At 43.8% G+C, this 13,380-nt stretch carries 9 protein-coding genes; 8 read left to right on the top strand and 1 reads right to left on the bottom strand.

What is annotated here, in order from left to right; all coding sequences use genetic code 11:
• Window positions 1–12: 12 nt before the first annotated feature.
• The 8 genes from Q5H80_RS11420 to Q5H80_RS11385 all read left to right on the top strand — a co-directional run bounded on the left by Q5H80_RS11420 (window position 13) and on the right by Q5H80_RS11385 (window position 11,782).
• Window positions 13–2,352, top strand: coding sequence for a patatin-like phospholipase family protein (locus tag Q5H80_RS11420; RefSeq protein WP_304564821.1), 2,340 nt, complete (start codon window positions 13–15; stop codon window positions 2,350–2,352).
• Window positions 2,353–2,624: 272 nt separating this feature from the next.
• The gene (gene acnB, locus Q5H80_RS11415; RefSeq protein WP_304564820.1) at window positions 2,625–5,213 is read left to right on the top strand and encodes a bifunctional aconitate hydratase 2/2-methylisocitrate dehydratase; all 2,589 of its coding nucleotides are present in this window, start codon (window positions 2,625–2,627) and stop codon (window positions 5,211–5,213) included.
• A gap of 268 nt (window positions 5,214–5,481) precedes the next feature.
• Window positions 5,482–5,850, top strand: a complete 369-nt coding sequence (locus Q5H80_RS11410; protein WP_304564819.1) for a YacL family protein — start codon at window positions 5,482–5,484, stop codon at window positions 5,848–5,850.
• A gap of 258 nt (window positions 5,851–6,108) precedes the next feature.
• Window positions 6,109–6,447: a P-II family nitrogen regulator gene (gene glnK, locus Q5H80_RS11405; RefSeq protein ID WP_004738200.1), complete on the top strand. Its 339-nt coding sequence runs from the start codon at window positions 6,109–6,111 to the stop codon at window positions 6,445–6,447.
• Between the two features lie 27 nt (window positions 6,448–6,474).
• Window positions 6,475–7,704 carry an ammonium transporter gene (locus tag Q5H80_RS11400; RefSeq protein WP_012604722.1) on the top strand — a complete coding sequence of 410 codons (1,230 nt, stop codon included), beginning with the start codon at window positions 6,475–6,477 and terminating at the stop codon, window positions 7,702–7,704.
• Window positions 7,705–7,868: 164 nt separating this feature from the next.
• Window positions 7,869–8,885: a Fe(3+) ABC transporter substrate-binding protein gene (locus tag Q5H80_RS11395; RefSeq protein WP_012604721.1), complete on the top strand. Its 1,017-nt coding sequence runs from the start codon at window positions 7,869–7,871 to the stop codon at window positions 8,883–8,885.
• 243 nt (window positions 8,886–9,128) lie between these two features.
• Window positions 9,129–10,754 carry an iron ABC transporter permease gene (locus tag Q5H80_RS11390; protein WP_304564818.1) on the top strand — a complete coding sequence of 542 codons (1,626 nt, stop codon included), beginning with the start codon at window positions 9,129–9,131 and terminating at the stop codon, window positions 10,752–10,754.
• Complete coding sequence (locus Q5H80_RS11385; RefSeq protein ID WP_009847571.1) at window positions 10,754–11,782, top strand: ABC transporter ATP-binding protein; 1,029 nt, start codon at window positions 10,754–10,756, stop codon at window positions 11,780–11,782. The genes Q5H80_RS11390 and Q5H80_RS11385 overlap by 1 nt, the downstream gene beginning before the upstream one ends.
• A gap of 157 nt (window positions 11,783–11,939) precedes the next feature.
• Here Q5H80_RS11385 and Q5H80_RS11380 read toward each other — a convergent pair whose 3' ends face one another.
• Window positions 11,940–13,352, bottom strand: a complete 1,413-nt coding sequence (locus Q5H80_RS11380) for a phosphoglucomutase/phosphomannomutase family protein (RefSeq protein WP_304564817.1) — start codon at window positions 13,350–13,352, stop codon at window positions 11,940–11,942.
• Between the last annotated feature and the right edge of the window lie 28 nt (window positions 13,353–13,380).

The raw sequence follows: 13,380 nt of genomic DNA, 5'->3' as shown, positions 1-13,380 counted from the left end.
ATAGTTTAGATAATGATTTATCGTTGGTTAGTGAGTAGCTTGGGTATTGTCGGTACTGTGATCAGTTTTCAACTGTTTGCCGCTACTGCAGCACAGGTTGATTCATCAGAACATGTTGAACTTAAAGAAGCTCATAAAAGGCCAACCGTTGCTGTCGTTCTTGCTGGTGGTGGTGCAAAAGGTGCAGCTCACATTGGTGTGCTTAAAGCCCTAGAAGAGATGCAAATCCCGGTTGATTACATTACTGGTACCAGTATGGGCTCATACGTTGGTGGTCTTTATGCGACAGGGATGAGCGCAGACGAGATCGAGAGCTTTATTTATACGGTTGATTGGAATCGCGGTTATCGTGATCGCGTTAACCGTAGTGATCGTCGTGTACGTGATAAAGAATATGAAGACCGTTATCAACTGAATACCGATCTCGGTTTAGGTTGGGGCGAAATCAAAGCAAGGAAAGGTGTGGTTCAAGGTCAGAATATGTTGCGTATTCTGCGTGAGACCACAGGTAACCTCTCTCCACTCGACTCTTTTGACCATCTTGCTATTCCCTACCGTTCAGTAGCAACTGACATTATCGAACTGGAAGAGGTCGTCATCGATCATGGTCATCTTGTCGATGCGATGATGGCCAGCATGTCGGTACCCGGAGCGCTTCCCCCTTATTCCTTAGATGGTCGAATGCTGGTTGATGGCGGTGTCACCAATAATATGCCCGTCGACGTTGCCAGAGCGATGGGGGCGGATATTGTCATTGCGGTGGATATCAGTACCAATTACAAAGGCAAAGAAGACTTCACTACCTTTTTAGCCGCAGCCGATCAACTTTCTAACTACCTTGTTCGTCGCAGCACTCAAGAGCAAGCGAAAACATTGACGGAAGAGGATGTATTCCTACGGCCAGATGTTGGGCAAATGGATACTACAGAATTCGATAAAATGCCGGGCGCCTACCTAGCGGGTTATGATGCTGCGATCCAGAACAGCTCTGAGCTTTCTAAGTTGTCACTCTCTAACGCGGATTATCAGAAGTATATCGATCATAAGCAGCAAGCTCGAAAGCAGCTAAAACATGGCGATCAGACTGTGGTTGATAGAGTTGTTATTAACAACAACACCCACTATTCAGATAAGTTGATCGAAAATCGTTTAAACCTCGATTCTGGTCAGGTTATTAAAACCAGTGAAATCGAATCTAAAGTGAAAGATCTTTATGCCTTAGATCGGTTCGAGTTGGTTACTTATGAATTTGAAAATGTTGATGGCGAGGATCAGCTGCTGGTCGATGTGAACGAAAAATCTTGGGGTCCAAACTACCTCAATTTTCGATTTTTTCTTGAAGATGACTTTTCTACTACCAGCCAGTACTCGCTCGGTGTCTCTGCCAACTTTACCGATATTAATAAGCATGGTGCAGAGCTAAGAACTAATATCGAGATGGGAACGGACAAACGTATTGAGGCGGAACTCTTCTCACCATTCTTTTCGAGTCAAAAATTGTTCACATCTGTGTCTATTGCTTACAGCAACCAGAATCGAAACCTGCCAGCAGGAATCGGCGAGATTGGAGAACCTACACTGGATGCAACCAAAGACTATTTACCAATGTCTTATCAAGAGTATCTGAGTGAATTGGCATTGGGCTATCAACCGACATTGTGGCAAGAGCTGAAATTTGGTGCACGTTATACAGATGGTAGTATTGAGGTGGCATCATTACCTTCACTAGGAAGTGGTGGCTATAAACGTATTGGTGCCTTTGCCAGTTATAGATTGGATACTTTGGATAACTTCAGTCTTCCTACCGAAGGTTATTTTGTCGATTTAGAGTACCTTATCTCTCATGACGATTTTGAGAATGAGAGTTCTAATGGTGGTTCAGATTTTTCTTCTGAGAGTGATACAGTCTTTGAACTTTCGGCCAATTTTATGGCAGCACAAAGCATTGAAAAGCATACTTTAGTCGCAAAGGTTGATTACGGCATCGTAGAAAGTAAAAACTCAGTCTTTCCGATTGATCCGAAAGAGCTAGGAGGGTTCCTTAATCTATCCGGTATTCCAAGGAATAGTCTGATCGGGCAAAACTTGGCGTACACCAGTTTGATCTACCGTTATAAGTGGTTTGAAAATGACTTCGGCCTCTTTGAATCACCGTTCTACGTGGGCGCCTCTATTGAACATGGTGGTGTTTGGTCGAACAATGACTTAAAACTGGATGAAGCACCAATGTATACTGCAGGTTCTGTTTTTGCGGGTGTCGACTCACCCATCGGGCCGATCATATTAGCTTATGGTCGAACCGAAGATAACTTTGATTCGGTGTATCTGATTGTCGGTACTTCCTACAAATAATCATGCGTAGAGTCACTGTTTAACTGCGTAAATAGGCAAAAATAGTGGGACTTTCGTCTTAACTTGCTATGTTGGTCAAAATGATAAGATTTTAATTTAACGTTAAATTTGCTATTCTACCGCCCACAGTTTGGCCTCTAAGACGCCGCTCATCAATACAAATTGAATGACAAAAATGGCAATGGAGAGCCAAGTTTCCAAGGATGTTCGCTTCTTTATTTTACTAATAATTATGAAGGTAAGAAGTGAACCGCAATGAGAGGAAAAAAGTCGTGCTTGAAGCCTACCGTAAACACGTCGAAGAACGTGCTGCCGAGGGAGTTGTCCCAAGACCACTAGATGCTGAGCAAGTCGCTGGCCTAGTTGAACTTCTGAAGAATCCACCTCAAGGTGAAGAAGAAATCATTCTTGATCTACTAGAAAACCGCATTCCACCGGGTGTAGATGAAGCTGCTTACGTAAAAGCAGGCTTCCTTACTGCTATCACTAAAGGTGAAGTAACATCTCCACTAGTAAGCAAAGCAAAAGCTGCACAGCTACTTGGTACTATGCAAGGCGGTTACAACATCGAATCTCTAGTATCTCTACTAGATGACGCTGAGCTTGCTCCAATCGCAGTTAAAGCCCTGTCTCATACTCTACTGATGTTCGATGCGTTCTATGACGTAGAAGAGAAAGCGAAAGCAGGTAACGCTTCAGCACAACAAGTACTTCAATCTTGGGCTGATGCTGAATGGTTCACAGCTAAAAACAAAGTAGCGGAAAAGATCACCGTTAAAGTATTTAAAGTTACCGGTGAAACCAACACTGATGACTTATCGCCAGCGCCTGATGCATGGTCACGTCCCGATATCCCAGTGCACGCGAAAGCGATGCTGAAGATGGAACGTGATGGCATTACTCCTGATGAACAGGGTAGCGTTGGTCCAATCAATCAAATTGAAGAAATGCAAAAAGACGGCGTTCCACTGGCTTACGTTGGTGATGTTGTTGGTACAGGTTCTTCACGTAAATCGGCAACAAACTCAGTACTTTGGTTCATGGGTGAAGATATCCCATTCGTACCAAACAAGCGTACTGGCGGTGTTTGCCTTGGTGGTAAAATTGCACCAATCTTCTACAACACAATGGAAGATTCAGGCGCACTACCAATTGAACTGAACGTACAAGACATGAACATGGGCGATATCATTGATATCTACCCGTACGAAGGTGTTGTTCACAAGAACGGTTCTGTGATTTCAAACTTTGAGCTAAGCAAAGTACTTCTTGATGAAGTGCGTGCTGGTGGCCGTATTCCACTGATCATTGGTCGTGGCCTAACTGGTCGTGCTCGTGATGCTCTAGGCCTAGCTGAAACCGATCTGTTTGCTAAACCAATCGATCCTTCTGCTTCTGATAAAGGCTACACGTTAGCTCAGAAGATGGTAGGTAAAGCGTGTGGCGTTGAAGGTGTGCGTGCGGGTCAGTACTGCGAACCTAAAATGACAACGGTAGGTTCTCAAGATACTACCGGTCCTATGACGCGTGATGAGCTGAAAGATCTGGCTTGTCTTGGCTTCTCTGCGGATCTTGTGATGCAGTCTTTCTGTCACACATCTGCATACCCGAAACCAGTTGATGTAAACACTCACCATACACTGCCTGATTTCATCATGAACCGCGCGGGTGTTTCACTTCGTCCGGGTGATGGTGTTATCCACTCATGGTTAAACCGTATGCTTCTTCCTGATACTGTAGGTACAGGTGGTGACTCGCATACTCGTTTCCCTCTAGGTATTTCATTCCCTGCTGGTTCTGGTTTGGTAGCATTTGCTGCGGCAACAGGCGTTATGCCTCTTGATATGCCTGAATCTATCTTGGTTCGCTTTAAAGGCGAAATGCAACCGGGTATCACACTACGTGACCTAGTACATGCAATTCCGCTTTACGGCATCAAGCAAGGTCTACTAACGGTAGAGAAAGCAGGAAAGATCAATGAGTTCTCTGGTCGTGTACTAGAAATTGAAGGTGTTGAGCACTTATCTGTTGAGCAAGCATTTGAGCTTTCTGATGCATCTGCTGAGCGTTCTGCTGCAGGTTGTACGGTTAAGCTATCTCAAGAGTCTATCGATGAGTACCTGAACTCGAATATCGTTATGCTTAAGTGGATGATTGCTGAAGGTTATGGGGATGTTCGTACGATTGAGCGTCGTATCACGGCAATGGAAGAGTGGTTAGCGAACCCTGAGTTGCTATCTGCTGATTCAGATGCGGAATACGCGCACGTTATCGAGATTGACCTTGCTGACATCGATCAACCAATCCTATGTGCACCAAACGATCCAGATGATGCTCGTCTTCTATCTGACGTTCAAGGCACAGAGATTCAAGAAGTGTTCATCGGTTCTTGTATGACCAACATCGGCCACTTCCGTGCTGCTGGTAAGATGCTTGAAGAGTTCAATGGCTCTTTAAATACTCGCCTATGGGTTGCTCCGCCAACTAAGATGGATAAAGACCAACTGACAGAAGAAGGCTACTACGGCATCTTCGGTCGTGCTGGGGTACGTATCGAAACTCCGGGTTGTTCATTATGTATGGGTAACCAAGCTCGTGTTGCTGATGCTTCGACGGTTATGTCTACGTCTACTCGTAACTTCCCGAACCGTTTAGGTAATGGTGCGAACGTTTATCTAGCTTCTGCCGAACTTTCTGCTGTTGGTGCGATTCTTGGTCGTATTCCAACTAAAGAAGAGTACTTAGCGTACGCTGATAAGATCAATGCAACCGCTGCCGATACATACCGTTACCTGAATTTCCATAAAATGGGTCAGTACACGGACAAAGCAGACACGGTTATTTTCCAAGAACCAGCCTAGTTCCTCGTTATATTTGTAGCAGCAGCGTTGTTGACTGCGTACGTTCACCCTAATCACATAGAGCTTCTATGCTCATAGGGGGGGGAACGTACTTGTCGCCTAGCTGCAACTCCAACTATTTAGGGGAACCCAAATGATAGAGCGTCTACTTCGGTAGGCGTTTTTTTATGTCTGAATGCTGGACGACGAGCGACTCGATCTCTTGATGACTTCGCTATATACTCTCGCCTCATTTTTACCCTATCTGTCATTAGTGCGCGGAGCCTTTATGGAATTTGAATTTACACGAAACACTTTAATGGGCGAGTACTATGTAAAGTGCAGCATGGGTCATGAAATTGTTGGCCGCTGGCTTCAAGAAGAGATCGGGAAAGATAAGCAGAAACTGGATCATGTGATGGCGTTGATTGAGCAATCTCGACAAGATCTGAGCAATGAAGTGACGCTACTAGGCAAAGAGATCAGCCTAGCGATCAATGAAGATGACGTAACGATTCAAGAAAATGTGCTAGGGCACGAACAAGAGATGGAAGAGGGCAGTGAGTTCGATTTCTATAATTGTGAAAGCGAAGCAAGCTGCGGAATTGACGATTTCGAGTTGCTCATCGAACGTTGGATGGACTTTTTAGGTTATTAAGGTCTAACTTTCTAATCTTAGTTAGCCTCTATTCTTGAGTCACTTAGAGTTTTGAAGGCTCAGTTGCCCAAAACTGGAGCAACAATAGCGCTACGCATTAAGATAGTGAAAAGGCCGCACCATATTGGTGCGGCCTTTTTTGTTTTTACCATTCAATACTCTTCATGTTATTTAAAATCAAATACTTAAAGTTTTGGCACGCTACTTGGATTGTAATAAGAGTATTAACGGATTAAGTGAAGAATTTAAGGAAAGAATATGAAATTAATAAATGCCATTGTTAAGCCATTCAAATTAGACGATGTACGCGAAGCGCTCTCTGATGTGGGTATTGAAGGTATGACGGTTTCTGAAGTGAAAGGCTTTGGTCGTCAGAAGGGGCACACTGAATTGTATCGTGGTGCAGAGTACCAAGTGGACTTCCTACCAAAGGTAAAGCTAGAGATTGCAACCCAAGCTGAAAATGTTGACCGAGTTGTTGAAGCGATTAGCCAAGCGGCGCACACCGGAAAAATCGGCGATGGCAAAATTTTTGTGTATGACCTAAGCCAAGCCGTACGAATTCGTACCGGTGAAATGGATGCTGAAGCACTTTAAAGAATTACAAGGACTGGAGACTTTAATATGGAACTTACAACAACAGTAACGGAACTACGTTACGCACTAGACACTTTTTTCTTCCTCATTTCAGGTGCGTTGGTAATGTGGATGGCTGCAGGCTTTGCGATGTTAGAAGCTGGCCTCGTTCGTTCAAAGAACACCACAGAAATTTTAACTAAGAACATTTGTTTGTACGCAATTGCTTGTACGACTTTCTTAGTCGTTGGTTACAACATTATGTATGTAGATAACGGCGAAGGTGGCTGGTTGCCGTCATTTGGTACTCTGATTGGTACTCAAGGTGAAGGTGCAGACCACTCATTAGAATCAGACTTCTTCTTCCAAGTCGTTTTCGTTGCAACAGCAATGTCTGTGGTATCAGGTGCGGTTGCTGAGCGAATGAAACTTTGGTCATTCCTTATCTTCTCTGTCGTGCTAACAGCATTCATCTACCCAATGGAAGGTTACTGGACTTGGGGCGGTGGTTTTCTATCAGAAGCTGGTTTCAGTGACTTTGCTGGTTCAGGTATCGTACACATGGCCGGTGCTTCAGCAGCGTTAGCGGGTGTGCTTCTACTGGGTGCTCGTAAAGGTAAATATGGTAAGAACGGTGAAATCTACCCGATTCCAGGTTCAAACATGCCACTGGCAACGCTAGGTACATTTATCCTTTGGTTTGGTTGGTTCGGTTTCAACGGCGGTTCTCAACTAATGGTTTCGGATTTTGAGAACGCAACAGCAGTAGGTCAAATCTTCCTTAACACCAACGCAGCAGCTGCAGCAGGTGCGATTGCAGCACTACTAGTATGTAAAACAACTTGGGGTAAAGCCGACCTAACAATGATTCTGAACGGTGCGTTAGCTGGCCTAGTTGCAATCACTGCAGATCCTCTATCTCCATCCCCCCTATTTTCGGTAGCGATTGGTTCTGTATCTGGTGCCTTGGTTGTATTCAGTATCATTGCTCTAGATAAAGCTAAGATTGACGATCCAGTGGGTGCTATCTCGGTACACGGTGTATGTGGTTTCTTCGGTTTAATGGCTGTTCCACTAAGCAATGCTGATGCAACATTTGGTGCTCAATTGTTGGGTGCAGCAGTCATCTTTGCATGGGTATTCGGAGCGAGCTTAGCGGTATGGGCAGTGCTTAAAGCGACAATCGGTATCCGAGTAACTGAAGATGAAGAGCTGGAAGGTATGGACATGCACGATTGTGGTGTTGGCGCTTACCCAGAGTTTGTGTCTGTAAAATAGAACGTTGTTAACTAATCTATAATTTACAAACATTTACATATTACCCACTTGAAACCTGCTCTCATGAGCAGGTTTTTTTGTGTTCTATCATTGAAATTAATATTTTAATAAATATAATAACGCAACTGATAGACATTATCATTTCGATATAAAGGACTTTACCAATGAAAAAACTGCTAACTCTTTCAGCTCTAGCATGTAGCGCAATCGCACCAACGGCTGCAATCGCTGCTGAAGAAGTAAACGTATACTCTTACCGTCAACCTTTCCTTGTTGAACCTATGTTTGATGAGTTCACAAAAGAGACTGGCATCGAGGTGAATGTTAAGTTTGCTAAGAAAGGTTTAGCAGAGAAGCTAGCTCAAGAGGGCGAATACAGCCCAGCAGATGTGGTATTAACTGTTGATATCAGCCGTCTATCCGAGCTAACTGAAAAAGGTTTAGTTCAAGCTGTAGAAAGTGATGTTCTAGAAAAGAATATCCCAGCTCAGTACCAAGACACAGCTAACGAGTGGTTCGCTCTAACAACTCGTACACGTAGTGTTTACTCTTCTCGTGACCGTGTTGGTCGTCTAGGTGAAGATTTCACTTACGCTGATCTAGCTAAGCCAGAGTTCAAAGGTAAAATCTGTACTCGTAGCGGTAAGCACCCATACAATGTTTCTCTAGTATCTTCGATGATTGCTCACAAAGGTGAAGCTGAAACGAAAGAATGGCTAGAAGGCGTAAAAGCAAACCTAGCACGTAAGCCTCAAGGTAATGACCGTGCACAAGTTAAAGCGATCAAAGAAGGTCTATGTGACGTTTCTCTTGGTAACAGCTACTACTTAGGTAAGATGGTTAACGATAAAGAGCAAAAAGCTTGGGCTGACGCTGTTTACCTTAACTTCCCTAACCAAGAGACAACAGGTACTCACGTAAATATCTCTGGTATGGCAATGGCTAAATTCTCTCCAAATAAAGAGAACGCAGTTAAGCTAATGGAATTCCTATCTGGTGACGTGGCGCAAGGCATGTACGCAGAAGTGAACTACGAATACCCAGTTAAAGCTGATGTTAAACCTTCAGAGCTTGTTGCTTCTTGGGGTGAATTCAAAGCTGATACAATTTCTCTAGACCAAATTGCTGACCACCACGCAGCAGCAATCAAGCTACTAGACGAAGTTAAGTTCGATCTATAATTTTTTACTGTAGGCTTCGGCCCAAGTAAAATGACAGCCTCAAGTCGCCATTTCGGTAACTTGGGGTTGTTTTGTTTTGGAAAATCACTTTTTGATACAAAGCTCCCCATTAATCCCCAGAGTTATGAGCATCTCACCTTGAAGTCATTACAGTATATGGGTATAAATAACCCCCCATTAAAAGGATATGAGATGTATTTGCAAATGCATTTGTGTTTCATTAAGCCTCGTTGTAGTTAGGCGATGAAAGAAAAGAATTATTTATGGAACACCAGTAGCTGTATCATTGCTGTATTGCTGGTTTTACCGATTTTAGCGATTTTTACGACTGCTGTTGGAGAAACTGATGAGCTATTTTCTCATCTTATGTCCACAGTAATGCCCACCTATACTTATAATACGGTGGTTTTAGTCATAGGAACCTTATCCCTGTCTTTGGCTTTTGGTATTCCGTCAGCTTGGATTATGGCAATGTGCCGTGTTCCAGGAGAGCGCGTTTTACAGTGGGCGTTAGTGCTGCCATTAGCAATGCCAGGCTATATTGTCGGGTATATCTTTACCGATTGGTTCGACTTTGCTGGTCCGGTTCAAATTCTGCTACGAGATTTAACAGGGTGGGGCCCTGGAGAGTACTGGTTCCCAGACATTAGAACCTTGTTCGGAGCTATTATTGTTCTGTCACTTGTTCTCTACCCCTATGTTTATTTGCTATGCCGCGCGGCGTTTATGGAGCAAAACGTCTCCTTATTGCAATCCGCTCGGTTGCTAAAATGTTCACCTTGGGTAAGTTTTCGTCGTATTTCCTTGCCGCTTGTTCGTCCATCAATGGCGGTCGGTCTATCGCTGGTTGCAATGGAAACCATTGGTGACTTTGGTACCGTAAGTTACTTTGCAGTCAATACCTTAACGACTGCGGTTTACGATACTTGGTTAGGTTACTCCAGCTTAACGGCTGCTGCGAAAATATCGGCGATCATGCTGGTTATCGTGATCCTACTATTGAGTTCAGAGCGCTATAGCCGTCGCAAACAGAAATTATTCCAGAATCAATTCAGTAGTCGTGAAGATTTTCGTTACGACCTTTCCGGTTGGAAGAAGTGGCTAGCATTGTTTTGGTGTTGGGGGTTGGTGTGTGTCGCATTCTTGTTCCCTCTTGCCCAGTTAATGATTTATGCCTACAAATATTTTGCTCAAAGCTGGACCCCTGAATTCAGAGAGTATGCCGTTAATAGCCTTTATGTTTCGGTAGTCGCTGCAATTATTGGTGTCGTTATTGCTTTGATTGTGAACTTCAATCAACGTGTTAGCCCAAGTAAGAAAAACCAGGCTTATATGCGTATCGCTTCCATGGGCTACGCCGTTCCAGGCACCGTGTTAGCCATTGGTGTGATGGTCCCTGTGTTGTTTATGGATCACTTAGTCAACGACATTGCAAAAGTGATGGAATGGACAGGACCAGGTTTGATCTTCTCTGGTTCTATGTTTGCACTTATCTTTGCCATGGTCGTGCGTTTTTCAGCGGTTGCAATTGGCAGCATTGAAAGTAGCTTGAGTAAAGTTTCTCCTTCATTGGATATGGCATCTAAGACAATGGGCTGCAATACCAACCAGATGTTACGTCGTGTTCATTTACCTTTGATTAAACGAGGCGCATTGATCGCCGGATTATTGGTGTTTATCGAATCAATGAAAGAGTTAAATGCGGCATTACTGCTACGCCCTTTCAATTTCGAAACATTGGCGACTTATGTTTATAACTATGCCTCAGATGAACACCTCGAGTTGGCGGCGATGCCTGCTGTATTATTGGTGTTAGTGGGTTTAATTCCTCTGATTATCGTAAACCGTTCCTTGGAGCAGAAACACTAATGAGTTGTGCATTATCAATTAAAGATCTGACTTGTAAGTACGAGTCCCAAACTATTTTGGAATCTCTTTCTTTAGAAGTTGAGCATGGTGAAATTGTTTGTCTGCTTGGTGCCAGTGGTTGTGGTAAAACTACGCTGCTTAAAGCGATTGCCGGCTTGCTTCCATTGAGTAGTGGTGTCATGAGCTTGAACTGTCAAACCATCGACGATGGGGACAACTGGTTACCACCTGAGCAGAGAAACATCGGAATGATCTTTCAAGATTACGCCCTGTTTCCGCACTTGACGGTAAACCAGAATATCTGCTTTGGCCTCAAAGGCCTCTCTGAGCAGCAAAAGAAAGAGAAAGTTCAAGAGATGTTGGAGCTCGTTCACTTAGATGAGTTCGGTGACCGATACCCACATCAACTTTCTGGTGGTCAACAGCAGCGCGTAGCGATTGCTCGTTCTTTAGCGTACAAGCCAGACTTATTGTTATTGGATGAACCCTTCTCAAATATTGATACTCAAGTTCGCCATGAGTTGATCTCTCAGATTCGTAAAATATTTAAAAAGCAGGGTGTTACTGCTATTTTTGTAACGCACAGCCGTGAAGAAGCATTCGCTTTTTCAGATAAAATGGCGGTAATGAACCATGGTGTGATTGAGCAATATGGTTCAGCATCTGAGTTGTACTTCCACCCATCGAGTAAGTTTGTTGCTGATTTCTTAGGTGGTGGTAGCTACTTGAATGCAAAGCGTATTTCAGATAACGAATTTGAAACGAGCTTGGGTCTGATAGAAGCGAAAGCACAAACTCAGATTGAAGTGGGTGCGGAATGTGCGTTGTTACTAAGACCACAACATATAGTGGCGAGTCATGATGTTGACAGTAATTTGTCCGTGTTGGAACAACAATTTATGGGCGACCACTGTCGTTATGTGATTGAAGCTAACGGTCAGAAACTGTTAGCAACCTCTTCAGAGGCTCTAGGTGTTGGCATGCCGGTAACCGTAAAAGTAGATACTAAAGGTGTGTTGGCGTTTTAATGATACGCAGTAAGTATACTTTCTGCCGAAAGTAAAATGCATTCGTAAAAAAGCCCAGTACTTTGATACAGAGTACTGGGCAAGAGTTCTTCACCTATAGGCTTTAACAAGGCAGTGGTTTGTTAAGTCCCATTCAAAACTGCTGCACTCTATAAATCTATAGAGAGAGGAAGTCTTTCACTTTTTGAAGAACACGTTCTGCAGTGTCTTTATCTTCCATTTCTGCGAAGATTCGCAGTAACGGCTCTGTTCCGGAGAAGCGGGCGATCACCCAGCCGCCATTTTTGAAGTACACTTTGGCACCATCTTCATAGCTAACTTTTTCAATTTCGTATTCAAATTCAGGCAGTTGTTTCTCTACGTAAATCTTGGTGTAGAGCGCTTCTTTCTCTGAAGGTTTAAACTGGCAATCTCCTTCAGCGGTGTAGGCATAGCCATACTTAGAGTAAATTTCATCAAGTAATTCAGACAGCTTCTTGCCTGTCACACTGATCATCTCAACCAGTAAGCTTGAAGCAAATACGCCATCCTTACCTTTGATGTGACCTCGAATGGTTAAACCGCCCGAGCTTTCACCACCAATCAGTGAATCATCCGCATCCATTTGAGAGCTGATATGCTTAAAGCCTACAGGAACCTCAAAGCTCTTCTCACCATGATCCGCCGCTACTTTGTCTAGTAGATGCGTGGTGGCGATGTTACGAACGACAGAGCCCTTCCAGCCTTTGTATTCCAGTAAGTAGTAGTAAAGTAGGAGTAGTACTTCGTTAGGGTGAATGAAGTGACCTTTCTCATCAATGATCCCTAAACGGTCGGCATCGCCATCAGTACCAATACCAATGTCATATCCTTCTGCTGCCACCAAGTGCTTCAAGCGATAGAGCGTAGCGGCATTCGGAGAAGGCATTAGGCCCCCGAAATCTGGGTTCTTACCATCGTTGATTACATCGACATCACAGCGACCGTTGATCAGTACTGTTTGCAGAGCATTTTTCGCAACACCAAACATTGGATCAATCAGTACGCGCAGATTGGCTTTCTTTATCGAATCGATATCAATGAAGTTGATGATTGAATCAACAAAGTCGTTCATCGGGTTGATGATCTCGATTTCTTTGTCGTTTAACGCTTGTTCGAAATCGACTCGTATAACATCTTCGTTGGTCAGTGTTGCGATTTGCTGTTCGATCTTCTCTGTGATGATCTCGTCAGCATCGCGTCCACCTTCAATGAACACCTTGATGCCGTTATAGTCCGCAGGGTTGTGAGAAGCGGTAATACACGCAGAGTAAATACACCCCATCTCTTTTGCTTGGAACATCACGATAGGTGTTGGAACGAACTTATCAATGAAGCTTACTTTGATGTTGTTCGCCGCAAGTACTTCAGCAAACCAACATGCCGCTTTATCGGAAAGGAAGCGACGGTCATAGCCAATAACGAAGCCATTTTTCGCTGCATCTTCATTATTGATGATGTTAGCGAGCGCTTGCGCTACAAGGCGAACATTGTCTCTGGTGAACTCTTCACCAATAAACGCGCGCCAGCCACCTGTACCAAATTTAATCATTAGAAAATCCTTTTAGTCTCATTGCCTC

The organism is Vibrio sp. SNU_ST1, from assembly GCF_030563405.1.
Lineage (GTDB): Bacteria > Pseudomonadota > Gammaproteobacteria > Enterobacterales > Vibrionaceae > Vibrio.
Note: the sequence above shows the minus strand (reverse complement) of the source record. Positions and strands in the feature narration are given on the sequence as shown.

Coding starts and splice junctions, on each gene's coding strand:
- Q5H80_RS11380 (WP_304564817.1), bottom strand. CDS start 13,352: ATGATTAAATTTGGTACAGGTGGCTGGCGCGCGTTTATTGGTGAAGAG.
- Q5H80_RS11410 (WP_304564819.1), top strand. CDS start 5,482: ATGGAATTTGAATTTACACGAAACACTTTAATGGGCGAGTACTATGTA.
- Q5H80_RS11395 (WP_012604721.1), top strand. CDS start 7,869: ATGAAAAAACTGCTAACTCTTTCAGCTCTAGCATGTAGCGCAATCGCA.
- Q5H80_RS11390 (WP_304564818.1), top strand. CDS start 9,129: ATGAAAGAAAAGAATTATTTATGGAACACCAGTAGCTGTATCATTGCT.
- Q5H80_RS11400 (WP_012604722.1), top strand. CDS start 6,475: ATGGAACTTACAACAACAGTAACGGAACTACGTTACGCACTAGACACT.
- glnK (WP_004738200.1), top strand. CDS start 6,109: ATGAAATTAATAAATGCCATTGTTAAGCCATTCAAATTAGACGATGTA.
- Q5H80_RS11385 (WP_009847571.1), top strand. CDS start 10,754: ATGAGTTGTGCATTATCAATTAAAGATCTGACTTGTAAGTACGAGTCC.
- Q5H80_RS11420 (WP_304564821.1), top strand. CDS start 13: ATGATTTATCGTTGGTTAGTGAGTAGCTTGGGTATTGTCGGTACTGTG.